Genomic DNA, 26,702 nt, shown 5'->3' on the forward strand with positions numbered 1-26,702 from the left:
CCTTTATGGTGCTTCTCGACAAGGTCGAACGGACCTCAACCATTGGCAGGAGTACTCATGAGCATCGAATTCATTGGCTATATCGCCACGCAACCCGGTTCTGAAATCCACCCGCGCAGCGGCGCGACTGTCCAGCCCGACTACGTGAAGACAGTGGCCAAGGCTCATGAAGACGCAGGCTTTGATCGTGCGCTGATCGCCTACCACTCCAACAGCCCGGACAGCACCCTGGTCGCGGCGCATGCCGCCAGCGTGACCAGCTCATTGAAGTTCCTCGTTGCCCATCGCCCCGGCTTCATCTCTCCCACCGTGGCTGCACGGCAGTTTGCGACGCTGGACGTCTTCAATGGCGGGCGCACGGCGGTACATATCATCACCGGCGGCGACGACAAGGAACTGCGCGCTGACGGCAGCCACATCGGCAAGGACGAACGCTACGCACGCAGCGACGAATACCTCAGCGTAGTACGTCAGGAATGGACCAGCGACAAGCCGTTCGATCATCAGGGCACCTACTACCAGTTCGAGGGCGCGCACTCGCTGGTCAAATCCCCGCAGCAGCCACATATCCCCCTGTACTTCGGCGGCTCCTCGGCAGCCGCGATTGCGGTGGCGGGCAAACACGCCGACGTCTACGCGTTGTGGGGTGAGACGTACGAACAGGTACGCGATGTCGTCAAGCAGGTGCGCGCCGAAGCCGCCAGACATGGGCGGACCATTCGCTTCAGCCTGTCATTGCGACCGATTCTGGCCGAGACCGAAGAACAGGCCTGGGCGCGTGCCGACAGCATTCTGGAAAAAGCCAAGGCACTGGCAGACCACAACGGCTTTATCCGTCGCGAGCCACCCAACGAAGGGTCGCGTCGCCTGCTGGCGGCCGCTGCGCAAGGTTCGCGTCTGGACAAACGACTGTGGACAGGCATCGCCGGTCTGCTAGGCGCGCAGGGCAATTCCACGTCGCTGGTCGGCACCCCGGAACAGGTCGCGGAAGCGCTGCTGGATTACTACGATCTGGGAATTACCACCTTCCTGATTCGCGGCTTCGATCCGCTGGAAGACGCCATCGATTACGGCAAAAAACTGATCCCGCTGACCCGCGCACTGGTGGCTCAGCGCGAACAGCAGGCCCGCGAGCGGGTCGCCTGATTCAACGCCCTGCGGGCGGGCCAGGCTTCGTACTGAAGACTGCCTGCCCGCAATGACCTTTCACGCGGCGGCTGACACCGGCTTGAGAGAGCGAGCCACCAATGCGCCAAAGGCTTCGACCGGCGCTTGCAGATTGCCGAGAAAGCGCGGGTAGAACAGCCACAGATCCATCACTGGCTTGAAGTCCTTGAGCGGCAACACCACCAGTTGCTGGCAGTGAGCACTGCGCTCCAGCAACGGCCTCGGTACCAGCCCCAACCCCATGCCATCGGCCACCAGCCCCAATTGCAGCTCGGTGCCGAACGTTTCCAGATTGACTTTCATGCTCAGCCCCTGATCGCTCAGCGTACGCTGCAAACCTGCGCGAAAACCGCAGCCGTCAGGGTTGAGCACCCAGCCCTGCTCATAGCAGTCCGCCAGCTTGCCGAGCTTTTTCGGCACCAGGCCCTTGGCGCAGACCACCACCAGCTCCATCTTGCCAATCGACTGACCCACGATGTTTTCCGGAAATATCTTGCCTGCCGGAAACAGCGCCGCTGCGGCATCCAGCTCACCGTTTTCTATTTTGCCGATCAGGTGGCTGCCCCAGCCGGTGATGACCTGAGCCCGCAGATCCGGAAACTCGCCGCGCAATTGCTTGAGCGCATCGAGCAGCACCACATCACCAATGGTCTGCGGTACGCCCAGACGCAGCAGACCGCTGGGCGGTGTATCGCTGGCCACTAGCTCACGCAGCGAATCCATCTCGCGCAGGATCGCCAGGCACTTCTGGTACACCTGAGTGCCCATCAGGGTCGGCTTGAGCGGTTTGGTATTGCGGTCGAACAGCTCGACCCCGAGGGCCTGCTCGAAATTCTGCACCCGGCGAGTGATGGCCGGCTGGGTCAGATCCAGCGATTCAGCGGCATGGCTGATCGACTGACAGCGGATAACTGCAACGAACGCATCGATATCATCAATTTTCATTCGGACCGCACATAAAAAAGAAAGAAGACATAGGCAAAAAGCATAGTCCTGACAAGCGTTCATTCATAGCCCGTCCAACAGCCAAGCGCTAGATTTCACGCAGTGCAGCAAGGAAGTAAAAGACGTTTTCGTTATAACCTAATCATTAAAAAATAGCATATTAAATATCCATATTATGCTTATATCGAACCATTCCTTGACCCTGATCTGGAAATGGACATGACTCAGAACCGACACCCGGAACGACTCGGGGCCTTTATCGACGCGCTCACTCAGCTGATTGGCAGCGAACCGCACGAAGGCGATCTGTTGCGTCGCGGCGGCAAGCTGCTGGCACAGCTGGTCAGCCATGATGACTGGCTGGCAGAAGAATTTGCCATACCGGACCCAAGCCGCTATCAGCAATTTCTCTTGCATGCCGATCCACAGCAACGCTTTTCGGTGGTCAGTTTTGTCTGGGGACCGGGGCAACGCACACCGATTCATGACCATCGCGTCTGGGGCCTGATCGGTATGCTGCGTGGCGCAGAACATTCGCAGGGCTATGTCCGCAATACCCAGGGACGCTTCGAGACCAATGGCCCGGCGATTCGCCTGCAACCCGGCCAGGTAGAGGCGCTGTCACCGCTCAGCAACGATGTCCATCAGGTCAGCAATGCCTTCAACGACCAGGTGTCGATCAGCATCCACGTTTACGGTGCCGATATCGGCACCGTAAAGCGTGCGGTTTATGACCTCGACGGCACCGAAAAGCTTTTTATCTCCGGCTATTCCAATGCCGTCAGTACTGCCACGCCCCATCAGGATCAGCCAACAGGGAGCCCCGCCCGATGACCACACCCGCCACCCGATCTTTCGCCGACGTTCGTCAGGCATTGCTGGACCGCCAGGAATTGGCGTTGGTAGACGTACGTGAAGAAGCGCCCTTTGCCGAGGCTCACCCGTTGTTTGCCGTGAACATCCCGCTGTCGAAACTGGAGCTGGAGGTTTTCTCGCGAATTCCGCGCCGTGATACCGCCGTGACTCTGTATGACAACGGCGAAGGCCTGGCGCACGTCGCCCTGCAACGTCTGCAGGCACTGGGCTACAGCAACGTCAAACTGCTCGAAGGTGGCCTGCAAGGCTGGCGTGACGCGGGCGGCGAGCTGTTCATCGACGTGAATGTGCCTAGCAAGGCGTTTGGCGAACTGGTAGAGCATCAGCGTGCCACGCCGTCGCTGGCGGCTGAACAGGTCAAGGCCCTGCTCGACAGCAACGCCGATGTAGTCGTACTGGATGCCCGGCGCTTTGACGAATACCAGACCATGAGCATTCCCGGCGGCATCAGCGTGCCGGGAGCCGAGCTGGTACTGCGGGCGCGGGAACTGGCACCGGACCCGAACACGCGAATCATCGTCAACTGCGCTGGCCGCACGCGCAGCATCATCGGCACTCAGTCGCTGGTCAACGCGGGGCTTCCCAACCAGATCAGCGCCCTGCGCAATGGCACGATTGGCTGGCTGCTCGCCGGTCAGACGCTGGACCATGGTCAGAACCGGCGCTTTGCGGCGGTCAGCGAAGAAACCCGCGAGGCCGCCAGTACCGATGCGCAAAAGGTCGCCGACCGCGCCGGTGTCAAACGGGCCAGTCGCGCTGATCTGCAACACTGGCAAACCGAGGCATCACGCACCACCTACCTGTTCGATGTACGCACCCCGGAAGAGTTTGCCAAAGGCCATCTGCCCGGTGCGCGCTCGACTCCAGGCGGACAGCTGGTGCAGGAAACCGATCATTTCGCCAGCGTACGCGGCGCACGAATCGTTCTGCTGGATGACGATGGCGTACGCGCCAACATGTCGGCCTCGTGGCTGGCGCAACTGGGCTGGGACGTGGCGGTGATCGATGATCTGGAGGCCACAGATTTCAGCGAACCGGGTGACTGGGACGCGCCCTTCCCGACACCGCCACATGTGGAAGCGATCAGCGTCGAGACCCTCATTCAATGGCAGACACAGGTGGACGTGGCGGTGCTGGACTTCACGGCCAGCGCCAACTATGTCAAACAGCACATTCCCGGTGCCTGGTGGACCTTGCGCGCCGACCTCAAACAGGCGCTGGAGAAGATACCCGCCGCCGATCGTTATGTATTGACCTGCGGCAGCAGCCGTCTGGCGCGCTTTGCTGTGGCCGATGTCGAGGCCCTGACCGACAAACCGGTGTTTCTGCTCGACGGCGGCACCGCCAGCTGGATCAAGGCCGGTCAGCCACTGGAGCACGGCGAAAGCCGACTGGCCTCGCCACGCATCGACCGCTACCGCCGCCCTTATGAAGGCACCGATGCGCCGCGTGAAGCCATGCAGGCGTATCTGGACTGGGAGTATGGCCTGGTAGAACAACTAGGGCGTGACGGCACACATGGGTTTCATGTGATCTGAGCGTGTGCATGGCTATCGTGCCAATGCTCAGCGCTGGCACGCATTTCTGGACGCTCCGCGTCCAGCCGTGAACCTGCGGTGCGGCGCGGATTTGTGACGCGGAGCGTCACCCAAGGCATTCCCACGCTGGAGCGTGAGGAACGACAAGTGTCTGGCCGACCGATCAACTCAATGGAGAAACACCTCAATGCTGCCTTTTTTGAAATTTCCCCTGGCCCTCAAAAGCCTGTTGCTGGGCGCATTGCTCAGTGTGCTGGCAGGCCAGCAGGCGGTGGCTGCCGAACAGGCTCCGCTGTTGGTCGCCAATCAGAAGTCACTGCTGAAAATACTGTTGCAAGTCTCCGGCGAACTCAAAGATGTGCCGTACGAGATCCAGTTTTCCGAGTTCCCCTCGGCGGCACCTCTGGGAGAGGCACTGAATGCGGGCGCTGTGGATATCGGTGCACTGGGTGATGCGCCCTATGTATTCGCTCTGGGCGCGGGCGCGTCGTTGAAGGTGGTCAGCATCACTCACGCCCAGGGGCGCTTCACCACGGCGGTGCTGGTGCCGAAAGACTCGCCGATCAAGACCGTTGCCGACCTGAAAGGCAAACGTATCGTCACCGGACGTGGCTCCATCGGCCATTATCTGGCGATCCGCGCCTTGCAGGAGGCCGGGCTGAAAACCAGTGACGTCACCTTTATCAACCTGCTGCCCAGCGAATCGCGCCTGCTGCTGGACAGCGGCGATGCCGATGCCTGGGCGACCTGGGACCCATACACCACGATTTCCATCACGCAAAGTGACGCTCGCGTGCTGGTCAGTGGCAGCGAACTGTTGAGCAATCACCTTTACCTCGCTGCTACCAGCAAAGCCATCGAAAGCAAACGCGCCCAACTGGATGATTTCGTCGCTCGCGTGGAGCGCGCCTTCAATTGGTCCAATGCCCACCCCGAAGAATATGCTGCTGCCCAGGCGAAGGTCACCGGCCTGCCATTGGCGGTGCATCTGGCAGTGGCCAAGGCGACGAAAATGCAGCGCACGCCGATTGACGATCAGATTGTCCAGGGCCTGCAAAACACCGCTGACACCTACCTGGCCGAAGGCATCCTGACCAGACGGATTGACGTTTCCACAGGCTTCGACAAGAGCTTCAACGCATCACGCGCGCAGATCGCTCAGGCTGCTGCTCAATGAATGCTGCATAACCGCTGCGAAAAGGACCCCCGCATGACACTCTCGACCCTGCGCCCGACCCAGCGCCAGCATGTCCCGTCACTCGAGTCGGCCGAAGACTTCGGCGAACGGTTGGCTGCGCTGACCGCCACCCTGGCTGAAACCGCCGAGCAGTACGACATCAGCGCCGAATTCCCTCATGCCAACTTCGAGTTGTTGCACACCCATGGCCTGCTTGGCCTGACCGTGCCGACCGAACTGGGCGGCGGCGGTGCCGATCTGCCGCGTGCGCAGCAGGTGGTCAGCGCGGTGGCAAAAGGCGAGCCTTCAACGGCGCTGATTCTGGTTATGCAATACCTGCAGCATTCGAGGCTGCAAGAAAACCGCAACTGGCCGAGCCATTTACGCGTACAGGTCGCCGAGGAAGCGGTACGCGATGGGGCGCTGATCAATGCCCTGCGCGTGGAGCCCGACCTGGGAACACCGGCGCGCGGCGGTCTGCCAGGCACCATCGCCCGCCGCAGCGCCAACGGCTGGCACATCAGCGGCAGCAAGATCTACTCCACCGGCAGTCATGGCCTGACCTGGTTTGCCGTATGGGCACGCAGCGATGACGATGATCCGCTGGTGGGCAGCTGGCTGGTCCACAAGGACACACCGGGCATCAGAATCATCGAGGACTGGGATCATCTGGGCATGCGCGCCACCAGTAGCCACGAAGTCAGATTCGACAACGTGCGGGTGCCGCTCGACCACGCCGTCAGCGTGAGCCCGTGGAGCGCTCCGCAATCCGAGCTTGATGGGGCGGGCATGCTGTGGATGTCGGTATTGCTGTCGTCGGTCTATGACGGCATCGCCCACTCCGCACGCGACTGGTTGGTGAACTGGCTAGAGCAGCGCACGCCATCCAACCTCGGCGCGGCCTTGTCGACCTTGCCACGCTTTCAGGAAACAGTCGGGCAGATCGACACGCTGCTGTTCGCCAACCAGAGTCTGCTGCACTCTGCGGCCCATGGCTATACGTCGGCACAGCATGCCGCGCAAATCAAATACCTGGTAACCGGCAATGCGATCCGCGCGGTGGGATTGGCTATAGAAGCGTCCGGAAATCCAGGACTTTCACGCAGTAACCCGCTGCAGCGCCATTACCGTAATGTCCTGTGCGGCCGGGTGCATACACCGCAGAACGACGCGGTGCTGATGGGCGTGGGCAAGGCCGCTTTTGCGGCGCGCAGCAAAGACCAGCAAAGCGGTCGGTAACACCTTTTCAGAGCAAGGACGGCGGCTCGAACGCCGTCACTGGCGGCAATGCCTCTGCCCATTTGACGATTTCCACCGACGCAGTCTGCGCCGCACAGCCTTGCGACAGGCTGGACGCACCGACGTCCTGAGTGATCACGTTGGGATTCCCATGCTTTTCCAGGCTGCCCTGCTCGCCAGGCACCAGTGGATCGAACCAGGCACCGGTGGCTATCTGCACCACGCCGGGCCGAATGCCATCCGATACGATCACCCCGGCCAGAAACGCCCCCCGCTCGTTGAAGACCTTGACCACGTCACCATCGACCAGCCCTCGCGACTGGGCGTCGTGCGGGTTAATGGTCAGCGGCTCGCGCGCCTGAATTTTAGAAGCCCGGCTGTAGCTGCCGTGGTCGTACTGGCTATGGAGGCGGGTTTTCGGTTGATTGGACAGCAGGTGCAGCGCATGGGTCGGCGCTGGCTTGTTCAGCCATACCGGATGGCCGGGGCAATCGGCATAGACAAAGCCTGCGATGCGTTCGGAGAATATCTCGATGCGTCCGGACGGTGTCGGCAATGGGTGCGCATCAGGGTTATCGCGGAAGGACTTGAGCAACACGGTGTCGGCTTGCGGATAGTCTATTTCCAGCACACCGTCACGCCAGAACTGCTCGAAATCAGGCAGCGTGATACCGAACGTTTCGGCCCGCTGCCGAGACTCGTCATAGATAAAGTGCAGCCAGCCGCGCGCATCGCGACCTTCGGTAAACGCATCTGCCACACCCAGCCGCCGGGCCAGCCCGGACAGAATCGAATAGTCATCGCGAGACTCGCCCACCGGCTCGATGGCCTGTTGCATGGCAATCATGAAGCGGTCAGAGGCCGAGCTGCCGATATCGTCGCGCTCCAGCGCCGTGGTGGCCGGCAGCACGATATCGGCATAGCGCGCCTGAGCGGTCCAGAACTGTTCATGAACAATGATGGTTTGCGGCCGCTGCCACGCTTCGAGCAGCCGATTGAGGTCCTGATGATGATGAAAGATGTTGCCGCCCGCCCAATACACAAGGCGGATGTCCGGGTAAGTCTGTTGCTGACCGTTGTAATCGAAGGGTGTACCGGGGTTGAGCAACATATCCGTCACCCGCGCGACCGGAATGAACTCCTTGATCGGGTTGCTGCCCTGGGAAAAACGCGGCCCGGAAAACGCCTTGCGGCCACTGCCGGTGTTGTTCATGCAGCCGTAACCCAACCCGAAACCGCCACCGGGCAAGCCTATCTGCCCCAACAGCGCGGCCAAGGTAACGGTCATCCAGAATGGTTGCTCGCCATGTAGCGAACGCTGCAAGGAATAGGCGACGTTGATCATGGTGCGCTTGCTGGCCATGCGCCGTGCCAGCGCGACAATCTGCTGCGCAGGGATATCGGTCAATGCCTCGGCCCAGCGCGGGTCCTTCGGCTGGCCGTCGGTACACCCAGCAGGTAATCGCGAAAGCGTTCGTAGCCCACGGTGTAGCGCTGGACGAAATCCTCGTTGTGCAGACCCTCGCTGATCAATACCCAGGCAAGCGCCATCATCAACGCCGTGTCGCTGCCTGGTCGTACAGCGAGCCACTGGTTATGCTCAGGGCCAGTCAGATCATCACGCAACGGGCTGACATTGACGAACTCCACACCGGCGTCAGACATGCGCTGCAGCGCGTCGGTCAGCAGGTGATCACTGGCACCGCCGGGGCTGGTCTGCGCATTCTTGGCCGGCAGACCACCGAAGGCAACGAACAGCTCGCAGTGTTCGGCGAGGTTCTTCCAGGACGTATGCGCCGCCAGCAGCCAGTCCATGTTGCCGACGATGTGCGGCATCAGTACGCGTCCGGCACCCAGGCTGTAGCTGTCGGTACTGAATACATAACCGCCTATGCAGTTGAGGAAACGATGCAGCTGGCTTTGCGCGTGATGAAAGCGCCCTGCGCTGCCCCAGCCATAGCTGCCGCCGAAGATGGCCCGGTTGCCATGCTCGTGCCTGACACGCTGCAACTCACTGGCGACCAGATCCAGTGCGACGTCCCAAGAGACCTCGACAAACGGTTCCTGTCCGCGCAAATCGGGACGCCCGCCTGCCTGTTGAAGAAAACTGCGACGTACCGCCGGGCGCATGATGCGAGTGGGCGAGGTTATGGCGTCGGCAACCGAATCGCCAATCGGTGACGGGTCCTGGTCCCATTCCGCAGGCAACAGTGCTTCCAGTTTTCCGCCCTTGACCTGCGGGCGATAGGCGCCCCAGTGCAATGATGTAAGGCTCATGGTAAAGGCTCCCGGACAAAACAGTCGTTCAGCGGGCGGCCTGCGTCTGGCTGTCCAACACCGCATTGAACGATTCGTCGAATACGCTGGCAGCAGGATAGCGCCTGGTCAGCCCTGCTTTGTTGAAAAAATCGATGGTCTGCTGTGCGCCGGCCACCACTTGCGGGGTAATCGGCACCACCACGACCTGAGCCCGGGAAAACCAGCGGCGCGCCACTTGTGCATCGGCCTTGGTCAGCGCGGCCCAGGCATTGGCATAGATTTCATTGTGCTGTGGATCACTGACCGACCAGGCGCGGGCAGCTTGCAGGCGTTGCAGGAAATCACTGATCTGCGCACGCTTGTCCTTGATCGCCTGATCGTTGGCAACAATGAAGCTTTGCGCAGGGATCAGTCCCTCGGCGGTCGCAATGATCCGTGCGCCCTGACGCTCCTGTTGAGTGACATAGGGCTCCCAGGTCGCAATGGCATCCACCGAGCCACCGTCCAGTGCATGGGAAGAGTCCAGTGCGCCAAGGTAGCGATAATCCACGGCATCGCGGGCGACACCCGCCTTGTCCAGCGCAGTCAGCGTCAACTGCTGGCTGAACGATCCTTTCCAGATGGCGACCTTCTTGCCGGCCAGATCAGCGACGGTTTTGATCGGCGAATCCTTGCGCACCACAATCGCAACACCCTCGAGATTCTGCCGCGACACGCCGATCACTTTGATCGGAGCACCCAGCGCGCCCATGAACAGCGCGGGCGAATCACCCAGCAAGCCGATATCCAGACTGCCGACATTCAATGCTTCTGCAACCGGAGAGCCTGCCGTGAACTGCTTCCATTCCAGCTCGTAGGGAAGATCCTTGAGTACACCGGCCGCTTCCATGACGGTCCGGGCGCTGTAACTCTGATCACCGACGATGAGATCGGCAGCCTGAGTATTCAGCGCGGCCACAAGGACAAGGGCCAGCCCCGTCAACAGGCGTTGGCTCCAGCGGATAATGAGTGTCGGCACGGGCAGGGTCTCCAGAGGCATCGGACAGAACGACGTGATCGGCAATGACCCTACCACCCGGACAAAAATTAGCTAAATTCATTTTTGTTCTAGCCTAAGATGCAAAAAAATCATCTAAAGCCGCTTCAGTGATGACCTCGGCCTTGCGGATCATTAAGCTCGATACCTGACTCCAGGCGCTCACGCAGGAAATCGACGAAGGCCTGCACCGGGCGTGAGGCCTGTCGGTGCTGAGGGTAAACTGCCGACAACGTCAATGGCTCGGGGCGCAGGTCATCCAGCACTCGTACCAGACTGCCTTCGCGCAGCGCTGCGCCAACGATGAACGTCGGCAGATAAGTGATGCCCAGCCCGGCCATCGCCGAGTCTCTGAGCAGTTCTCCATTGTTGGCGCGCATCCGCCCGCTGACGTTCAGGGTCAATGGCTTGCCCTGCCACTGAAAACGCCATTGCGCCTGCCGGCTGTGACCATAGGGCAGACAATCATGGGCATGCAGGTCGTCAGGTTTTTGCGGCGTGCCACGCTTGGCCAGGTAGGCCCGACTGGCGCAGTAGACCCGGTCGATCGACGCGATGCGTCGGGCGATCAGGCTGGAGTCTTCCAGCACCCCGATACGCAGAACCAGATCGTAGCCTTCACTGATCACATCCACCGCACGATCACTCAAGTCCACTTCCACCGCGACATCGCGATAGCGCTCCAGGAACAGTGGCAGCAGACATCCCAGATGCGCGACGGCAAACGACAGCGGCGCACTCAGGCGCAGGGTGCCGCGCGGCTCGTTATTCTGCCCGGCAATCCCCTGCTCGACCTGTTCGACCTCGGCCAGCAGGCGCACGGCTGATTCGTAATAACTCTGACCCAAGGGCGTGACATCCAGACGTCGCGTAGAGCGGTTGAGCAGACGCACGCCCAGCCGCGCCTCCAGTTGCATAAGGCGGCGGCTGACAAATTGTTTGGACAGGCCCAGCTTGTCGGACGCCGCCGTGAAGCTGCCGGACTCCATGACCTGGCAGAAAATCCGCATGTCTTCAAAAGGGTTCATGGTCGTGGCCTGGGTAAACGCAAAATGCTATGCGACAAAGCGTAACGCGTCAGCGCGCACTGTCAACCACAGCGAGACAGTCATTCGCCTTTCAAGGACTTATTGTGACAGTCGATAACCCGTAGTCTCTGTCTCACTTGATCGATTGCTGAATGTGCAGCGTCGATAAACGGATGGAGAAAGAATCATGCTGACTCTTCGCAAAGCTTCCGACCGCGGCGCAGCCAATCATGGCTGGCTGAAATCCTTTCACACCTTTTCCTTTGCCGGATATCGCAACCCGCAGGAACAGGGTTTTTCCGACCTGCTGGTGATCAACGACGATCGCGTGATTGCAGGCAAGGGGTTTGGCCAACACCCACACCGCGACATGGAGATTTTCTCTTACGTGCTGGAAGGTGCTCTGGAGCACAAGGATACGCTGGGCACCGGTTCGGTGATTCGCCCTGGCGACGTGCAACTGATGAGTGCCGGCAGCGGCGTGGCGCACAGCGAGTTCAACCACTCGCCGTCCGAGGGCGTGCACTTTCTGCAGATATGGATTGTGCCGAACGTTGCAGGCGCAACGCCGAACTACCAGCAAGAGCACTTCAGTGCCGAACAGAAGCGCGGTCGTTTACAACTGATCATTTCGCCGGAAGGCGAGAACGGTGCGCTCAAGGTGCGCCAGGACGCCCGGGTGTATGCCGGCCTGTTCGATGGAGATGAAACCGCGACCCTGGAGCTGGCGGCCAACCGCTATGCCTACGTGCACGTTGCGCGTGGCAGTGTGGTGCTCAATGGCGAGCAACTGGGTGAAGGAGATGGGGTGCGCGTGCGTAACGAACAGGCCATACGCCTGAGCGAGGGCGTTGACGCAGAAGTGCTGGTGTTTGATATGCGACCCAATGAACTGCCGCAAATGCCTTGATGCATCACACCAGACATCGATACCGACATGGCGTTTCTTTCACTTGATCGACGCCAACGCCTGCGCCACACTCCCGCCCATCAGGCATATTGTTCAATGCCCGCTGCCTTGATCGGGCAGCGGGCTCAGTGGACAAGCTCGTTCGAGCATCAGACGAGGAGAAAACCGTGGCCAGTGATCAACTTGATTGTGTCCTTTTGAAACCCGCTCAGACCGCTCAAGGCAAACAGGGGCTGGATTATCAAGTCGGCATCTCTGCACAAAGTGCCGGTGCCCGGCATATCCATATGCAACTGCTGACGATCCCGCCAGGAGGCAAAGGCAAGGCACACAAGCATCAGGAGCATGAAACCGCTATTTATGCACTGCGTGGAGCGACAGGCTGCTGGTATGGAGAGTCGCTGGAAAAACATGCAATCGTAGAGGAAGGCGACTTCTTTTATATTCCGGCGGGCATGCCGCATGTGCCCTATAACCGCAGTAGCAAGCGAGAAGCAACGGTTCTGGTAGCACGTACCGATTCCAATGAACAGGAAAGCGTGACCTTGCTGCCGCAGCTCGACGAATTACTGGCGTCGAGCCAGAGCGAGGACTGACCATAAGGGAAGAAAAAATCTTTATGGAGATGTCAAAACGCACAAACAAAAACGCCGCTCTGATGAGCGGCGTTTTTGTGAAATTGGAGCGGGAAACGAGACTCGAACTCGCGACCCCGACCTTGGCAAGGTCGTGCTCTACCAACTGAGCTATTCCCGCAATATGGCGTCCCCTAGGGGACTCGAACCCCTGTTACCGCCGTGAAAGGGCGGTGTCCTAGGCCACTAGACGAAGGGGACACTGCCTGAAACACAATGGTGTGTGTTTCAGTTCCAGACATCATCCGGAGATGTGTTCTGGTTTCACTCAACCCTGCCGTGAAGCAAAGCTGCTTAAAAATGGAGCGGGAAACGAGACTCGAACTCGCGACCCCGACCTTGGCAAGGTCGTGCTCTACCAACTGAGCTATTCCCGCAATGGCGTCCCCTAGGGGACTCGAACCCCTGTTACCGCCGTGAAAGGGCGGTGTCCTAGGCCACTAGACGAAGGGGACACACGTACAACATTCACTACTTATTTGCGCTACGCTGTGTGCTTTACGCTGTAAGTGGCGCGCATTCTATGGATGGTTTGGGGGGTCGTCAACCCCCATCTGAAAATTTATTTAAATCAATAACTTCGATGTCGTTCGGACGCCGACCGATTGTCGCCAATCGCTCGGCTGCCTAATCTATATAGAAGAGATGCCGACAAACTCCAGGAGGGACATCTATGCGCAGTAGTGCTTAGCCACTACACTCGCACTAAAACTAATTGAACAAATGAGGTTTGCACAGTGACTCCACTCATGATCACGCTGATGGTAGTAGCAGGTATCGCACTGCTTATCGCGATCGGCTACCTGAATCACGTCGCTGAAAACGGCAAACTGGAAAAGGCCCGTACCAAGGTTGAGCTCAGTGATCGCCTGCGTCGCTGCAGCGAGATCACCGAAGTATTTCCCGGCCAGTTGATGTCGCCAGCCTTGAAGCTGCTGCTCACCCGCCTGGAACTCAACGTCGTCCAGCGCATGCTGAACCTGGACAAGGGCAACGCTCAGCTCAAGCATCGCATTGGCGAGCTGGAAGAACAGATCGGCAAAGGCGAGCGCATTGACGTGCCCAACCCGGTCACGCCGATTCAGACCGAAGCCAAGGCCAAGGACGTGCGCTTCCTGCTTGAAGCCCTGCATGGCCAGGTGACCCGCGCTGCGCATGATGGCTTCCTGCAAACCAGCGAGGCCAAACACTGGATCCGTGAGATCCGCACCATTCTGGTTACGCTGCACATCGAGTTCTTCAATAACCTCGGACAGATGGCCCTCAGCCAGGACCAGCCCGGCCAGGCTCGCCTGGCGTTCGAACGCGGCGTACAGTATTTGCGCAATCAGCCGGACCCGGTGACTTATCAACAGCACTTGCTGGCGATGGAAAAACAACTGGCCCGCGCCAACTCGATGGTATTGACCAACACTGCGCCTTCCGAAGACGACGACAACGCGCTGACCGAAGGCTTGAAAGCAGACGAAACAGAATCCGAATGGAAGAAGAAAGTCATCTACGATTGATGACTCCCCCGCCGCTGCCGGAACCAGGTTCCGGGCAGCGGCAGGCCGACCGGCTCAGCAGTCGGTCGATGCCAGAAAGATAGCGGCCAGACGTTCGATCCCCGCCTGATCCTCCTCCTTGAAACGCCCCACACTTGGACTGTCCAGGTCCAGCACGCCGATCAGATGGCCGTCCTTGACCAGCGGCACCACCAGCTCGCTGTTCGAGGCGCTGTCGCAGGCGATGTGTCCGGGAAACTCATGAACATCCTGAACACGCTGGGTTTGCCGACTTTGCGCTGCGGCTCCGCAAACGCCTTTGCCGAAAGGAATGCGTACGCACGCTATCTGCCCTTGAAACGGCCCCAGTATCAGCTCTTCATCGCGATTGAGATAAAAGCCAGCCCAGTTCAGGTCATCGATCTGCGTATAGAGAAACGCAGAGAACTGCGCGGCATTGGCGACGAAGTCGCGCTCGTCGGCCAGCAACGACTCAAGCTGGGCGGCCAGCAGACTGTAGCCATCCAGGCCAGCGCCGGTAGTTTGCAAATCAATCATGTATGTTGCTCCAACAATTCAAGTCCTACCCAGTAACGTGCAAATTGAAAGGCACAGCGGCCATTGCGATTACCTCGCGCGGTCGCCCAGCGAATCGCGGCTTTTTCAAGGTTTTCGTCGCGCTGCCATTGCAAGCCGGCTTTGTCTGCCAGTTGCGTGATCCAGTGCTCGACCACATTCAGATAATGTTCCTGAGTGAACGGGTAGAACGACAGCCACAGACCGAACCGGTCAGACAATGCGATCTTGTCTTCCACGGCCTCACTGGGGTGCAATTCGCCGTCGACGTGCTTCCAGTCAACGTTATCGCTTTCCTTTTCGGGCACCAGATGACGGCGATTGGACGTCGCATACAGCAACACATTGTCAGGTGCCTGCTCCAGCGAACCGTCGAGTACACTTTTCAGCACGCGATAATCACCTTCACCCGACTCGAAGGACAGGTCATCGCAGAACAGCACGAAACGCTGCGGCAGTGCGTGCAATTGCTCGACCACCCGAGGCAGGTCGCCCAGATGATCACGCTCGATCTCGATCAGGCGCAAACCGGCCGAGGCATATTCAGCCAGCAGAGCGCGAATCAAGGACGATTTGCCGGTGCCGCGCGAGCCCCAGAGCAACGCATGATTGGCTGGGAGGCCATCGATGAACTGGCGTGTATTGCGCCCTAGCTGATCGCGCTGCAGGTCGACACCGATCAGATCGGTCAGACGCGTATCCAGGCTCACCTGCAATGGCATCAGATAGCCGCTACGCCCCTCTTGCACCCAACGCGCGGCCGGCGCCTGCGACCAGTCAACCGGCTCGCGCAACGCTGGCAGCAACGGCTCCAGGCGTGCCAGCACTGCATCGGCGCGTTGCAAAAAAGCATCCAACCGAGAATCCACGGGATCTCCTTATATTTAACTGATTGGTCAGCAGTGCCTATCAGCTATGCTTGGCCAACCAGAAGTGGCAGTAAGTACTCATGGATATATCGCTCAAAAACAGGCTTTCGTTCAAGCAGGCGCGTCTTGCCGTACTGATCGGCTTCGCGCTGGGGACCCTGCTGAGCCTGTTCCAGATTGCGATCGATTATGCCAGCGAAGACGCGTCCATCAATCGCGAAATCAAGTCGCTGCTGGAAATCATTCAGAACCCGGCATCACGCATTGCCTACAACATCGACTCAGAGCTGGCTCAGGAGCTCACGCTCGGGTTGCTGCGTTCCCCTGCCGTGGTGAGTGCCAGACTGACCGATAACAATGACGCGGTGCTCTCCAGCGTCGACCGCCCCATGGCGACAGGACGTTATCGGGTCTTCAGCGACTGGCTGTTCGGGGAGAGCCGACAGTTTCAGGAAAAACTGCACCTCAACCATCTGCCGGATGAAACCATCGGCACACTGTACCTGACCGTGGACACCTTCGCTTTCGGCAGCCACTTTCTGCAACGTGCCGAGATCACCCTGCTCAACGGATTCGTTCGCAGTCTGGCGCTGGCCGGTATTCTGACCATTCTGTTCTACGCCACCCTGACCAAGCCGCTGGTGAGGGTGATCCGCGAGCTGAGCAGTCGCGATCCGCGCGATCCCGACCAGGGGAAAATAACCTGCCCGCCTTATCATGAGCAGGATGAAATCGGCGTACTGGTCGCCACGTTCAATCGTCAGTTCGAAACCATGAGCAGCGAGTTTTCCAGACGGCGCATGGCCGAAGACCGGCTGACCGAACATCTCAACGAGCTGGAAAATATCGTTTCGGCACGCACCAACGAGCTCAAGGCCAGCAACATGCGCCTTCGTGAATCCAATGAGGAACTGCAGATAGCACGCAGTACGGCGCTGGACATGGCGCATGCGCGCTCGGCTTTTCTCGCGCACATGAGCCACGAAATCCGTACGCCGCTCAATGGCCTGCTGGGCATGCTGGCCCTGTCACTGGACAGCCCGCTCAGTGCCGAGCAACGCCAGCAACTGATGATCGCCCATGATTCGGGCAAGGTGCTGGTCGAGCTGCTCAACGATATTCTCGACATGTCCAAGTTCGATGCCGGTCACCTGGAAATCGAGCGCATTCCTTTCGACCTGGGAGTGCTGATCGAGGACACCGCCAACCTGCTCTCACAGAACGCAGCCCCCAGCGTGGAGCTCACTTGTCTGATTGCTCCGGACTTTCCGGCGATGGTCACCGGTGACCCGACCCGGGTGCGGCAGATCGTCAGCAACCTGCTGTCCAACGCACTCAAGTTCACCCGTTTCGGGCGTGTGGATGTGCGCCTGACTCACCATAAGGACGCCGACTCCGGAGAGAACCGGGTACGCATCGAAGTGCGCGACACCGGCATCGGCATTGCGCAGGACGCCCAGGCGAAAATCTTCCAGCCCTTCACTCAGGCAGAAACCGCCATCACTCGACAGTATGGCGGTACGGGGCTGGGCCTGGCGCTGACCAACAACCTTTGCGAGGCCATGAACGGCACGTTGAGTATCCAGTCGCAGTCCGGTTTCGGCAGCCAGTTCTGCGCTGATTTGCCGTTGCCGGTGCACGTGCCCGCGGTCACTCAGACCGCGCTCAGGGGCCGGGTTACCGTGGTCAGCTCGGCAGGCAGCGGACTGGTAGAACTTCTCGGCAGCCTGCTGCCGTCCTGGGGGGTCGATCTCAAGCGCCGCAGCATTGACGATCGCCCGGAGGATGTGGACCTCGACAGCAGCCCGGACCTGGTCATTACCGACTGCCCCGAATGCCTGTTTGCGATCCGCCCGAGCACACCGGTGCCGATCCTGCTGGTCACTGCCTACGGCAACTTCATGCCAGGCGAACAGGTTACCGCCCTCGCCCCTCTGCAACAGCAGGCCCGGCCACTGGCCCGCAACGCGCTTTACCATACGCTGCGACGCGTACTGGGTCAGGAGGAAGCAGGCGTCAGGGACACCAGAGCGCCAGAGCAAACCGCTCAGCGTATGGCGCGGGTTTTATTGGTGGAGGACAACCCGGTCAATCAGTTGGTGGCCAAGGGCATACTTGGCAAGCTGGGATGCGAAGTGATTATCAGCAGCCATGGCGGCGAGGCTCTGGAACAACTGGAGCAAGGCCATTTCGATCTGGTGTTGATGGATTGCAACATGCCGGTCATGGACGGCTACGAAGCCAGCCGCCAGATCCGCAGCAGCGGCCGCTGGCCAAATCTGCCGATCGTAGCCCTTACGGCCAACGCCATGCCCGATGAGCGTGAGCGCTGCAAGGCAGCAGGCATGAACGACTATCTGGCCAAGCCGTTCCGCCGCGCCGAACTGGCCAGCATCCTGGATCAGTGGATCCCCCTCAATGGCGTCGGCTGAGCGGGCTCAGCGCAGTAGCGATTCGATTTCGCCGGTCAGCTCCTCGGGTTTGGTCAAAGGCGCAAAGCGCTTGACCAGCGTGCCATCCCTGCCAATCAGGAACTTGGTGAAATTCCACTTGATCCGCTCGGTCCCCAGCAGACCCGGGGCCTGCTGTTTTAGCCGAACGAACAAAGGGTGAGCATTGGCACCGTTCACATCGATCTTCTTGAACAGCGGGAAGCTGACCCCGTAGTTAAGCTCGCAGAACCCGGAGATCGCGCCCTCGTCACCCGGTTCCTGCTTGCCGAACTGATTGCAAGGGAAACCCAGCACCACCAGCCCTTTATCCCTATAGTCCAGCCAGAGCTTTTCCAGGCCCTGGTACTGAGGCGTGAATCCGCATTTGCTGGCCGTATTGACCACCAGTACGGCCTTGCCAGCGTAATCGGCGAGGGTTTTCTGTTCTCCCTTGATCGTAGTGACCGGGATACTCAGCAGGTTTTCGCTCATCAAGGATGGCCTCGAGTTCAAGGTGCAGTGCGGGATGGGAACATGAGCACTGACGTTAGCGTGAGACGGTACGCGGCGCACGCGGATTCCCGGTATTGATACGGATAGATAAGCCCCACAACCGTTGCATGCCGCCGTGCCGCATCGCCCTCAGGCGCGTGGCACCAGGTCCAGGCAGACCGAATTGATGCAATAACGCAGCCCGGTCGGCGGCGGACCATCGGGAAACACATGGCCCAGGTGCGCATCACATTTGGCGCAGACCACTTCAGTACGAATCATGCCGTGGCTCATATCGCGAACCTCGACCACCGCACTGCCCTCGAGCGGCGCATAGAAACTCGGCCAGCCGCATCCGGAATCAAACTTGGTAGTGGAATCGAACAGCGGCTCATTGCAGCAGATGCAGTGATAGATGCCCGCGGTCTTTGTATCGTTGTACTTGCCGGAAAACGGCCGCTCAGTCCCTTTCAGGCGACAAACGTTGTACTGCGCCGGGTCGAGCATCTCTTTCCACTCTTCGAGCGTTTTCTGCAACTTGTCCACAGGTACACCTCCGAATTCGAAAAACCCCGATCTGTACCTTTTCCACAGATCAGGTGGCACGTATGATTGCGCCAGGTCAGACGTCAGTCTGGCACCCGCGTTTGTCGCATACAAACCCATTTTCATGGCGAACATGCTGCGACCTTCATTGCAAGCCGGCAACAGCTCGTCCATTTTCGGGATCATCACCATGCAGTTCAACAAATCGAACAAGCTCGCAAACGTCTGTTATGACATTCGCGGGCCGGTGCTCAAGCACGCCAAACGCCTGGAAGAGGAAGGCCACCGCATCCTCAAGCTGAATATCGGCAACCCGGCACCGTTTGGTTTCGAGGCGCCGGACGAAATCCTGCAGGACGTGATCCGTAACCTGCCGACTGCGCAGGGCTACAGCGACTCCAAGGGCCTTTTCAGCGCCCGTAAAGCCGTCATGCAGTATTACCAGCAGAAGCAGGTGGAAGGCGTCGGCATCGAAGACATCTATCTGGGCAACGGTGTTTCCGAGCTTATCGTGATGTCGATGCAGGCGCTGCTCAACAACGGCGACGAAGTGCTGGTCCCGGCACCCGACTATCCACTATGGACAGCGGCCGTGGCGCTGTCCGGCGGCAGCCCGGTGCATTACCTGTGCGACGAGCAGGCCAACTGGTGGCCGGACCTGGAAGACATCAAGGCCAAAATCACCCCGAATACCAAAGCCATGGTGATCATCAACCCGAACAACCCGACTGGTGCGGTGTATTCCCGCGAGGTACTGCTGGGCATGCTGGAGCTGGCTCGCCAGCATAATCTGGTGGTGTTCTCCGACGAGATCTACGACAAGATCCTCTACGACGACGCCGTGCATGTCTGCACCGCCTCGCTGGCCCCGGACCTGCTGTGCCTGACCTTCAACGGCCTGTCCAAGTCGTATCGGGTCGCAGGCTTCCGTTCCGGCTGGATCGCCATTTCCGGGCCAAAACATAACGCACAGAGCTACATCGAAGGCCTCGACATTCTGGCCAACATGCGCCTGTGTGCCAACGTGCCGAGCCAGCATGCTATCCAGACCGCCCTGGGTGGCTATCAGAGCATCAACGATCTTATCCTGCCACCCGGCCGTCTGCTGGAACAGCGCAACCGCACCTGGGAGCTGCTCAACGATATTCCTGGTGTCAGTTGCGTCAAACCCATGGGCGCGCTGTATGCGTTTCCGCGCATTGACCCGAAGGTCTGCCCGATCTTCAACGACGAGAAGTTTGTCCTCGACCTGCTGCTTTCCGAAAAACTGCTGGTAGTTCAGGGCACTGCGTTCAACTGGCCGCACCCTGACCACTTCCGCGTCGTGACCCTGCCACGGGTTGACGAGCTGGAACAGGCCATTGGCCGTATCGGCAACTTTTTGAAGGGTTATCGTCAGTAACCAGACCCAGCCGCTCGCTCTGCCTCCCTGCCCCGACCTGTTCGGGGCAGTTTATTTTTGCCCTGCCGAAACAGCGTATCCACCCAGCCCACATCCCTTCAGGCATCGACCACTCTGGCTCAGGCGCCGTTCAGCCTGGCGGGATTAACATTGATTGCGACAAGAGGACACAGTTTGAAATAGTCCCCCTGTTGAATAGCAGCGGGCATCCCCTTATATACCCGGCATCGAGTTAAATATTTATCTGAGGAGAACGTTTCGACCATGATGCGCATTTTGCTGTTTTTGGCCACTAACCTTGCGGTCGTGCTGATTGCCAGCATCACCCTGAGCCTTTTCGGCTTCAATGGGTTCATGGCGGCCAACGGGGTTGATCTGAACCTCAATCAGCTGCTGGTTTTCTGCGCTGTGTTCGGTTTCGCGGGCTCGCTGTTCTCGCTGTTCATCTCCAAGTGGATGGCGAAAATGAGCACCGGTACTCAGATCATCAGTCAGCCTCGTACCCGCCATGAGCAATGGTTGCTGCAGACCGTTGAACAATTGTCCCGCGATGCGGGCATAAAAATGCCGGAAGTCGGTATTTTCCCGGCCTATGAAGCCAACGCGTTCGCCACGGGCTGGAACAAGAACGATGCACTGGTCGCGGTAAGCCAGGGCTTGCTCGAGCGGTTCTCGCCCGATGAGGTGAAGGCCGTGCTGGCGCACGAAATCGGCCACGTTGCCAACGGCGACATGGTCACACTGGCGCTGGTGCAGGGTGTGGTGAACACCTTCGTGATGTTCTTCGCCCGCATCATCGGTAATTTCGTCGACAAGGTGATCTTCAAGACCGAGAACGGCCAAGGTATCGCCTACTACATCACGACGATCTTTGCCGAGCTGGTGCTGGGCTTTCTGGCCAGCGCGATCGTCATGTGGTTCTCGCGCAAACGTGAATTCCGCGCTGACGACGCCGGTGCCCGCCTGGCCGGTACAGGTGCAATGATCGGGGCGCTGCAACGCTTGCGCTCCGAACAGGGCGTACCGGTGAACATGCCTGACAGCCTGACCGCCTTCGGCATCAACGCCGGACTCAAGAAAGGCCTTGCAGGCCTGTTCATGAGCCATCCGCCGCTGGAGCAACGTATCGAGGCGCTACGCCGCCGCGGTTGAATCACAAGGATCATCGTTCCCGGGCTCCGCGCGGGGACGCAGTCCTGGACGCTGGCTTCCTTGTCAGGTGAAAAGAGGTTCGACTCCGGTCACCTTTTCGCCCCTCGGCGACTTACTTTGATGGGGCCACTCCGTTTTCGGCCCGACTTCGTCGGGCCATGAATGGCACGGTGCGGCGATCCCCCGGATCAGCGCCAGGACTCAGCCGTCACTCAAGTCGCACTCTGCGTGATCAGTGCCATCGCGATAAAAAAGCGCGTTGACTTGCACTGACCAGGGACAAGGCATGACGTTGTGCTGCCTCCCGGAATCGACTCAACGCACAGCAAAGCAAGTGAGAGTCCGGAGGCTTGTGCTCTCAGAGTTACAGGCGCTCCAACACATACACGTGCTCATCCATACGCTCCAATCCGGCCTTCAACGCCTTGGGGCTGCTTTGCAACGCGTCCTGCCCGCCATCCCAGTCTTCTGACATGACCCTCTGCAGCCATGTGTACGACACGGAAAATGGCGGGCCTTCGAGCAGGTGCTGATCGTATTCCAGGGTGATCAGCAAGCCGCTGCACGTCTGCGGCATCAGCGCTTCAAGCTGCCGCACATAGCGTTCACGCATATCCACCGGCAAGGCGATCATGGCGGCGCGGTCGTAAAAAGCCGCACAATGGCCAATGTCGCGCATTGTCAGCGCAAAGAAATCACCGCACCACATCTCGATACCCTGCGCAGAATAGACGTTGAAGTCGCCCTGCGCAGTAATGTCCGGCTGCACGCCATGCTCACTGAAATAACCCTCGACCGCCGCCCTGGACAGCTCGACACCCACCACATGACAGCCCCGTCCCGATCAGCCAGTTCATGTCCTCGCTCTTCCCACATAGCGGCACCAGAACCCGCGTCCCTGTGGCAACCTTCAGCAACGACCAGTATTGCTGCAGGTCCTGATTGACCTGCGACTGATGAAAACCGATCTGCCCGGCACTCCAGCGTTGCAGCCAAAAATCAGCCTGCATGAAACCTCCCGAAAATCCGATAAAAAAGCACCAGAACTTATATTAGATTTAGATCATAGAAATGGCCGACTATAAGTCATCCCTTTATTCTGGAGCTTTGAATGTTCCCCAGCCTGTTTATTTCCCATGGCTCGCCCATGCTTGCGCTGGAGCCCGGCAAAAGTGGCCCCGCTCTCAGGCAACTGGCTGCCAGCCTGCCAAGGCCGCGCGCCATCGTGATGGTCTCTGCTCACTGGGAGAGCCATGAACTCACCGTCAACAGCAATCCGCAGCCCGAAACATGGCATGATTTCGGCGGTTTCGCGGCTGAACTCTTTGCGGTGCAATACCCGGCGCAAGGCCTGCCGGAACTGTCCCGGACAATAGTCGAATTACTGGCCGTCAGCGGCCTGCCTGCACGCGTCGATAGCAGGCGACCGTTCGATCATGGCGTCTGGGTGCCACTGTCGCTGATGTACCCGGACGCCGATATTCCGGTGGTGCAGGTTTCGCTGCCAAGCCGCCAGGGGCCCGAGTTACAGACACACGTAGGGCGCGCACTGGCCAGCCTGCGTGAACAGGGAGTGCTAATTGTCGGCTCCGGCAGTATCACGCATAACCTGTACGATCTGGACTGGAATGCTGGACCCGAAAGGGTCGAGCCCTGGGCCGTCGAGTTTCGTGACTGGATGATCGACAAGCTGCGCAACAACGATGAGGCCGCCCTGCACCGCTACCGCACTCTCGCGCCGCATGCGGTACGAGCACACCCCAGTGACGAACACCTGCTGCCGCTGTATTTCGCAAGGGGCGCGGGCGGTGCCTTCAGCATTGCCCATCAAGGCTTCACCATGGGCGCGCTCGGGATGGACATCTATCGGTTCGACTGACGCAGAAAAACGCCCGCCTACCTGAATTCAGCGCAAAAAAATCCCCGAACCAGTCGGGGATTTTTTATTGACCCATCAGCTCAATGGCTGATCAGTCTTCGCGATAGCGACGCAGCTTGAGCTGCTTGCCGGCGACACGGGTGTCCTTGAGCTTGGTCAGCAGACGCTCAAGACCATCTTCCGGCAACTCGACCAGACTGAAGCTGTCACGCACCTGGATCCGGCCGATCGCTTCGCGGGCCAGGCCGCCTTCGTTGAGAATGGCACCGAGCAGGTTCTTGGCGGCGATACCGTCACGCGCACCCAGCGCGGTACGGCAACGAGCACGACCTTCGGCCAATGGAACCGGCGCACGACGCTCACGCTCAGGACGATCACCACGGTCGCTGCTGCGCTCAGGACGATCACCGCGCGGAGCGTTGTTCGGAACCAGTGGACGCTCGCGCTCGATAGCCGCCAGAGTCAGCGCCTGACCGTTGGTAGCCTTGCGCAGCAATGCAGCAGCAAGGGCACGAGGGCTGCAACCGATGTCGGCAGTCAGACGATCCAGCAGATCACCATGAGTCGATTCGGCATCAGCGACCAGCGGCGACAGGCTGTTGGTCAGTTTCTTGATGCGCGCATCCAGAACGGCCTGGGCATCCGGCAGGCGGACTTCCGCAACTTTCTGGCCGGTCACACGCTCGATCACTTGCAGCATGCGGCGCTCGCGAGGAGTTACCAGCAGCAGTGCGCGCCCTTCGCGACCTGCACGGCCGGTACGGCCGATACGGTGAACGTAGGACTCAGGATCGTAAGGCATGTCCACGTTGAAAACGTGGGTGATACGCGGAACGTCAAGACCGCGGGCAGCAACGTCAGTCGCCACAACGATGTCCAGGCGGCCATCCTTGAGGGAGTCGATAACGCGCTCGCGCTGGTTCTGGGCGATGTCGCCGTTCAGTGCGGCAGCCTTGTAGCCTTTGGCTTCCAGAGCGCTTGCCAGATCCAGGGTCGCCTGCTTGGTGCGGACGAACATGATCAGGGCGTCGAAGTCTTCAACTTCCAGCAGGCTCAGAACAGCCGAGGTCTTCTGGTCAGCGTGAACCAGCAGGTGAGCCTGCTCGATCGCGGTAACGGTCTGGGTCTTGGTCTGGATCTTGACGTGCTTCGGATCGCGCAGATGGCGCTCGGCGATGGCACGGATCGACTGCGGCAGTGTGGCCGAGAACAGTACGGTCTGGCGGGTTTCAGGCATCGCCTTGAAGATGACTTCAAGGTCGTCCATGAAGCCCAGCTTGAGCATTTCGTCTGCTTCGTCGAGAACCAGATGGTTCACGGTTGCCAGGACTTTCTCGTCGCGACGCAGGTGGTCGCAGAGACGGCCAGGAGTTGCGACGACGATCTGTGCGCCGTTGCGAATGGCCTTGAGCTGCGGGCCCATCGGCGCGCCGCCGTAGACCGCTACAACGGTCACGCCCGGCATTTGTTTGGCGTAGGTCTCGAACGCGGTGGCAACCTGAAGTGCCAGTTCGCGGGTCGGGGCCAGGATCAGTGCTTGCGGCTCGCGCTTGCTCGGGTCGATACGATGCAGGATAGGCAGTGCGAACGCAGCGGTTTTACCCGTACCGGTTTGCGCCTGACCAATCATGTCGTGACCGGCGAGAATAATCGGGATCGATTGCTGCTGGATGGCCGAAGGCTCTTCGTAGCCGGTGGCGACAACTGCTGCAACGATATTTGGATGAAGTTCGAGAGCGGCGAAGCCGCCGATTTCCTGGGTCATGGGTCTGCCTCTAGTGCATCCGCAAAGACCCATGCTTCAAAGCTGCGCGTGCCGTGTACGACCTTGAGGTCACCCTGGCTGCTTTGTCGGCGGGGATTTGCGAAAACGTTGGATGAATGGATCGTCCAGGCTAGTCCGCTGTGCGAACAAGCAACCGAAGCTGGCTTCGGGGAACTGCAATACCTTGACGAGGGCCGTGTTAAGGCCGGCGCGCACTATACCGGAATTACGCACCTTAGTGAGTCTTTTTTTACGAAACGTTGCGCCATTCTTGAGCAGCAGCAGGCCCTGAGCCCGGGCAGAAGGCTGCCTGAGCAGAGCGCGGGCCCGAGATTGCGGGCGTTGCCGCTTAAACGTTTAACCTGTTGATGCCGATGACCGATATTCCGACCCTCAGGGTGTGGCGAATTGTCTCACCCTGTTTTCAGAACAGAGGGTGCACGGTCGGGCCCGCTCAGGTCGCAGAGCGAATCGTTCTGATCAACGGCTCCAGCGAGTACCCCAGATGAGGCGCAAGCGTCTTGGCACGCGAATTCAATGCCTCGATATCCAGTGCCTGATCCAGGTCGGATGGCACAATCAGAATGACGTTGCCCTCCTTCACAGGCAGCTCCCAATAATGGCGGTGGTACAAACCCCGCAACAAGGCAGCACCCAGCGGCTTGCCGTCATCGGTGGCCCACTGATTGATGATCAGCCAGCCACCGGGATTCAGACGTTCCTGACACCCCTGCAGGAAATTCCAGGCCAGATGCCCGACACCCGGCCCGACATCGGTGTACAGGTCGACAAAAATCAGGTCGGCGGGCTCGGCGCTGTCCAGCAACTCCAGCGCATCGCCGATCCGTATATACAGGCGCGGGTCGTCATCAAGGCCCATGAACTCCATGGCCAGACGCGGGACATCCGGACGCAGCTCAATGACTTCCACGTCTTCCAGTGGCAGGAACTTCATACAGGCCTGGGTCAGCGTACCGGCTCCCAGCCCCAGAAACAGCGCGCTCTCCGGCGCCTCATGACACAGTGCGCCGATCAGCATCGCCCGCGTGTAGTCGTACTCCAGCCAGCTCGGATCCGCCGTGAAGGTACAGCTCTGCTCGATTGCCTCGCCAAACTCCAGAAAGCGGTAATCTTCCACCTCCAGCACACGAATCATGCCGAAGTCATCATGGACCTCAGCCAGAATTCGCTCTACCCGCTCACGCTCTTCCGTCATCACCGTTCCTGGTCATCGTTGCGCCGGGCGCAAAATGCGAATTGTCGGGCAAGCGTACGGCTTTGTCACACGTTGT

General features: G+C 59.5%; 21 protein-coding genes, 4 tRNA genes and 2 pseudogenes. 12 read left to right on the forward strand and 15 right to left on the reverse strand.

Annotated features, from left to right (window positions below; translation table 11 throughout):
• Positions 1 to 57: 57 nt before the first annotated feature.
• On the forward strand, positions 58 to 1,146 hold the full coding sequence (locus tag MME58_RS18495; RefSeq protein ID WP_055005715.1) for an LLM class flavin-dependent oxidoreductase: 1,089 nt from the start codon (positions 58 to 60) through the stop codon (positions 1,144 to 1,146).
• A gap of 60 nt (positions 1,147 to 1,206) precedes the next feature.
• On the opposite strand, the gene MME58_RS18500 is transcribed toward MME58_RS18495, so the two are convergent.
• Positions 1,207 to 2,112 (reverse strand): LysR family transcriptional regulator, encoded by a 906-nt coding sequence (locus MME58_RS18500; protein WP_055005716.1) that lies wholly within the window; start codon positions 2,110 to 2,112, stop codon positions 1,207 to 1,209.
• A 219-nt stretch (positions 2,113 to 2,331) separates the two neighbouring features.
• On the opposite strand from MME58_RS18500, the gene MME58_RS18505 reads away from it, so the two are divergent.
• The 4 genes from MME58_RS18505 to MME58_RS18520 all read left to right on the forward strand — a co-directional run bounded on the left by MME58_RS18505 (position 2,332) and on the right by MME58_RS18520 (position 6,942).
• The gene (locus MME58_RS18505; protein ID WP_122239027.1) at positions 2,332 to 2,946 is read left to right on the forward strand and encodes a cysteine dioxygenase family protein; all 615 of its coding nucleotides are present in this window, start codon (positions 2,332 to 2,334) and stop codon (positions 2,944 to 2,946) included.
• Positions 2,943 to 4,526 (forward strand): rhodanese homology domain-containing protein, encoded by a 1,584-nt coding sequence (locus tag MME58_RS18510; protein WP_054986338.1) that lies wholly within the window; start codon positions 2,943 to 2,945, stop codon positions 4,524 to 4,526. The genes MME58_RS18505 and MME58_RS18510 overlap by 4 nt, the downstream gene beginning before the upstream one ends.
• A 187-nt stretch (positions 4,527 to 4,713) precedes the next feature.
• Positions 4,714 to 5,703: an ABC transporter substrate-binding protein gene (locus MME58_RS18515; RefSeq protein WP_055006780.1), complete on the forward strand. Its 990-nt coding sequence runs from the start codon at positions 4,714 to 4,716 to the stop codon at positions 5,701 to 5,703.
• A gap of 33 nt (positions 5,704 to 5,736) precedes the next feature.
• Positions 5,737 to 6,942, forward strand: coding sequence for an acyl-CoA dehydrogenase family protein (locus MME58_RS18520; protein WP_054986347.1), 1,206 nt, complete (start codon positions 5,737 to 5,739; stop codon positions 6,940 to 6,942).
• Positions 6,943 to 6,949: 7 nt separating this feature from the next.
• Here MME58_RS18520 and MME58_RS18525 read toward each other — a convergent pair.
• From MME58_RS18525 to MME58_RS18535, 3 genes and pseudogenes are all read right to left on the reverse strand, one after another.
• A pseudogene (locus tag MME58_RS18525) lies at positions 6,950 to 9,219 on the reverse strand (molybdopterin guanine dinucleotide-containing S/N-oxide reductase).
• Between the two features lie 28 nt (positions 9,220 to 9,247).
• The gene (locus tag MME58_RS18530; protein ID WP_054986348.1) at positions 9,248 to 10,240 is read right to left on the reverse strand and encodes an ABC transporter substrate-binding protein; all 993 of its coding nucleotides are present in this window, start codon (positions 10,238 to 10,240) and stop codon (positions 9,248 to 9,250) included.
• Between the two features lie 104 nt (positions 10,241 to 10,344).
• Complete coding sequence (locus MME58_RS18535) at positions 10,345 to 11,265, reverse strand: LysR family transcriptional regulator (RefSeq protein WP_055006781.1); 921 nt, start codon at positions 11,263 to 11,265, stop codon at positions 10,345 to 10,347.
• Positions 11,266 to 11,452: 187 nt separating this feature from the next.
• Here MME58_RS18535 and MME58_RS18540 point away from each other — a divergent pair, with 187 nt between their 5' ends.
• Together MME58_RS18540 and MME58_RS18545 are read left to right on the forward strand one after the other, a co-directional pair.
• On the forward strand, positions 11,453 to 12,175 hold the full coding sequence (locus tag MME58_RS18540) for a pirin family protein (RefSeq protein ID WP_054986342.1): 723 nt from the start codon (positions 11,453 to 11,455) through the stop codon (positions 12,173 to 12,175).
• A gap of 167 nt (positions 12,176 to 12,342) precedes the next feature.
• On the forward strand, positions 12,343 to 12,771 hold the full coding sequence (locus MME58_RS18545) for a cupin domain-containing protein (RefSeq protein WP_054986343.1): 429 nt from the start codon (positions 12,343 to 12,345) through the stop codon (positions 12,769 to 12,771).
• 84 nt (positions 12,772 to 12,855) lie between these two features.
• Here MME58_RS18545 and MME58_RS18550 read toward each other — a convergent pair.
• From MME58_RS18550 to MME58_RS18565, 4 genes are all read right to left on the reverse strand, one after another.
• A tRNA-Gly gene (locus tag MME58_RS18550) sits at positions 12,856 to 12,931 on the reverse strand.
• Between the two features lie 4 nt (positions 12,932 to 12,935).
• Positions 12,936 to 13,011 (reverse strand) — tRNA-Glu (locus tag MME58_RS18555).
• Between the two features lie 100 nt (positions 13,012 to 13,111).
• Positions 13,112 to 13,187: transfer RNA gene (locus MME58_RS18560), tRNA-Gly, on the reverse strand.
• 2 nt (positions 13,188 to 13,189) lie between these two features.
• Positions 13,190 to 13,265 (reverse strand) — tRNA-Glu (locus MME58_RS18565).
• 294 nt (positions 13,266 to 13,559) lie between these two features.
• On the opposite strand from MME58_RS18565, the gene MME58_RS18570 reads away from it, so the two are divergent.
• On the forward strand, positions 13,560 to 14,318 hold the full coding sequence (locus MME58_RS18570; protein WP_054986344.1) for a hypothetical protein: 759 nt from the start codon (positions 13,560 to 13,562) through the stop codon (positions 14,316 to 14,318).
• A 54-nt stretch (positions 14,319 to 14,372) separates the two neighbouring features.
• Here the strand turns inward: MME58_RS18570 and MME58_RS18575 are convergent, their stop codons facing one another.
• Together MME58_RS18575 and MME58_RS18580 are read right to left on the reverse strand one after the other, a co-directional pair.
• Positions 14,373 to 14,855 (reverse strand): GAF domain-containing protein, encoded by a 483-nt coding sequence (locus tag MME58_RS18575; protein ID WP_054986345.1) that lies wholly within the window; start codon positions 14,853 to 14,855, stop codon positions 14,373 to 14,375.
• Positions 14,852 to 15,742 carry an ATP-binding protein gene (locus tag MME58_RS18580; RefSeq protein ID WP_055006782.1) on the reverse strand — a complete coding sequence of 297 codons (891 nt, stop codon included), beginning with the start codon at positions 15,740 to 15,742 and terminating at the stop codon, positions 14,852 to 14,854. The genes MME58_RS18575 and MME58_RS18580 overlap by 4 nt, the downstream gene beginning before the upstream one ends.
• Before the next feature lie 80 nt (positions 15,743 to 15,822).
• On the opposite strand from MME58_RS18580, the gene MME58_RS18585 reads away from it, so the two are divergent.
• Positions 15,823 to 18,174, forward strand: coding sequence for a hybrid sensor histidine kinase/response regulator (locus MME58_RS18585; RefSeq protein ID WP_055006783.1), 2,352 nt, complete (start codon positions 15,823 to 15,825; stop codon positions 18,172 to 18,174).
• Positions 18,175 to 18,180: 6 nt separating this feature from the next.
• Here the strand turns inward: MME58_RS18585 and MME58_RS18590 are convergent, their stop codons facing one another.
• The gene (locus MME58_RS18590) at positions 18,181 to 18,666 is read right to left on the reverse strand and encodes a glutathione peroxidase (RefSeq protein WP_054987911.1); all 486 of its coding nucleotides are present in this window, start codon (positions 18,664 to 18,666) and stop codon (positions 18,181 to 18,183) included.
• Positions 18,667 to 18,816: 150 nt separating this feature from the next.
• Positions 18,817 to 19,212: a peptide-methionine (R)-S-oxide reductase MsrB gene (gene msrB, locus MME58_RS18595; protein WP_054987915.1), complete on the reverse strand. Its 396-nt coding sequence runs from the start codon at positions 19,210 to 19,212 to the stop codon at positions 18,817 to 18,819.
• 190 nt (positions 19,213 to 19,402) lie between these two features.
• Here msrB and MME58_RS18600 point away from each other — a divergent pair, with 190 nt between their 5' ends.
• Together MME58_RS18600 and htpX are read left to right on the forward strand one after the other, a co-directional pair.
• A complete protein-coding gene (locus MME58_RS18600; protein ID WP_054987914.1) occupies positions 19,403 to 20,614 on the forward strand; it encodes a pyridoxal phosphate-dependent aminotransferase in 1,212 nt (403 codons plus the stop codon).
• Positions 20,615 to 20,878: 264 nt separating this feature from the next.
• Positions 20,879 to 21,766, forward strand: a complete 888-nt coding sequence (gene htpX, locus MME58_RS18605; RefSeq protein WP_003369784.1) for a protease HtpX — start codon at positions 20,879 to 20,881, stop codon at positions 21,764 to 21,766.
• Positions 21,767 to 22,130: 364 nt separating this feature from the next.
• Here the strand turns inward: htpX and MME58_RS18610 are convergent.
• Positions 22,131 to 22,776: pseudogene (locus MME58_RS18610) on the reverse strand (thiopurine S-methyltransferase).
• A gap of 101 nt (positions 22,777 to 22,877) precedes the next feature.
• On the opposite strand from MME58_RS18610, the gene MME58_RS18615 reads away from it, so the two are divergent.
• Complete coding sequence (locus tag MME58_RS18615; protein ID WP_054987910.1) at positions 22,878 to 23,645, forward strand: DODA-type extradiol aromatic ring-opening family dioxygenase; 768 nt, start codon at positions 22,878 to 22,880, stop codon at positions 23,643 to 23,645.
• A gap of 91 nt (positions 23,646 to 23,736) precedes the next feature.
• On the opposite strand, the gene MME58_RS18620 is transcribed toward MME58_RS18615, so the two are convergent.
• A complete protein-coding gene (locus tag MME58_RS18620) occupies positions 23,737 to 25,410 on the reverse strand; it encodes a DEAD/DEAH box helicase (protein WP_054987909.1) in 1,674 nt (557 codons plus the stop codon).
• 454 nt (positions 25,411 to 25,864) lie between these two features.
• A complete protein-coding gene (locus MME58_RS18625; RefSeq protein ID WP_054987907.1) occupies positions 25,865 to 26,626 on the reverse strand; it encodes a spermidine synthase in 762 nt (253 codons plus the stop codon).
• Between the last annotated feature and the right edge of the window lie 76 nt (positions 26,627 to 26,702).

Origin of the sequence: Pseudomonas syringae pv. tagetis, assembly GCF_022557255.1 — a bacterium.
GTDB lineage: Bacteria > Pseudomonadota > Gammaproteobacteria > Pseudomonadales > Pseudomonadaceae > Aquipseudomonas > Aquipseudomonas caricapapayae.

What these genes read in the sequence shown, in the direction of transcription:
- MME58_RS18495 (WP_055005715.1), top strand. Translation starts at nt 58, where the DNA reads ATGAGCATCGAATTCATTGGCTATATCGCCACGCAACCCGGTTCTGAA.
- MME58_RS18500 (WP_055005716.1), bottom strand. Translation starts at nt 2,112, where the DNA reads ATGAAAATTGATGATATCGATGCGTTCGTTGCAGTTATCCGCTGTCAG.
- MME58_RS18505 (WP_122239027.1), top strand. Translation starts at nt 2,332, where the DNA reads ATGACTCAGAACCGACACCCGGAACGACTCGGGGCCTTTATCGACGCG.
- MME58_RS18510 (WP_054986338.1), top strand. Translation starts at nt 2,943, where the DNA reads ATGACCACACCCGCCACCCGATCTTTCGCCGACGTTCGTCAGGCATTG.
- MME58_RS18515 (WP_055006780.1), top strand. Translation starts at nt 4,714, where the DNA reads ATGCTGCCTTTTTTGAAATTTCCCCTGGCCCTCAAAAGCCTGTTGCTG.
- MME58_RS18520 (WP_054986347.1), top strand. Translation starts at nt 5,737, where the DNA reads ATGACACTCTCGACCCTGCGCCCGACCCAGCGCCAGCATGTCCCGTCA.
- MME58_RS18530 (WP_054986348.1), bottom strand. Translation starts at nt 10,240, where the DNA reads ATGCCTCTGGAGACCCTGCCCGTGCCGACACTCATTATCCGCTGGAGC.
- MME58_RS18535 (WP_055006781.1), bottom strand. Translation starts at nt 11,265, where the DNA reads ATGAACCCTTTTGAAGACATGCGGATTTTCTGCCAGGTCATGGAGTCC.
- MME58_RS18540 (WP_054986342.1), top strand. Translation starts at nt 11,453, where the DNA reads ATGCTGACTCTTCGCAAAGCTTCCGACCGCGGCGCAGCCAATCATGGC.
- MME58_RS18570 (WP_054986344.1), top strand. Translation starts at nt 13,560, where the DNA reads ATGATCACGCTGATGGTAGTAGCAGGTATCGCACTGCTTATCGCGATC.
- MME58_RS18575 (WP_054986345.1), bottom strand. Translation starts at nt 14,855, where the DNA reads ATGATTGATTTGCAAACTACCGGCGCTGGCCTGGATGGCTACAGTCTG.
- MME58_RS18585 (WP_055006783.1), top strand. Translation starts at nt 15,823, where the DNA reads ATGGATATATCGCTCAAAAACAGGCTTTCGTTCAAGCAGGCGCGTCTT.
- MME58_RS18590 (WP_054987911.1), bottom strand. Translation starts at nt 18,666, where the DNA reads ATGAGCGAAAACCTGCTGAGTATCCCGGTCACTACGATCAAGGGAGAA.
- MME58_RS18600 (WP_054987914.1), top strand. Translation starts at nt 19,403, where the DNA reads ATGCAGTTCAACAAATCGAACAAGCTCGCAAACGTCTGTTATGACATT.
- htpX (WP_003369784.1), top strand. Translation starts at nt 20,879, where the DNA reads ATGATGCGCATTTTGCTGTTTTTGGCCACTAACCTTGCGGTCGTGCTG.
- MME58_RS18615 (WP_054987910.1), top strand. Translation starts at nt 22,878, where the DNA reads ATGTTCCCCAGCCTGTTTATTTCCCATGGCTCGCCCATGCTTGCGCTG.
- MME58_RS18620 (WP_054987909.1), bottom strand. Translation starts at nt 25,410, where the DNA reads ATGACCCAGGAAATCGGCGGCTTCGCCGCTCTCGAACTTCATCCAAAT.
- MME58_RS18625 (WP_054987907.1), bottom strand. Translation starts at nt 26,626, where the DNA reads ATGACGGAAGAGCGTGAGCGGGTAGAGCGAATTCTGGCTGAGGTCCAT.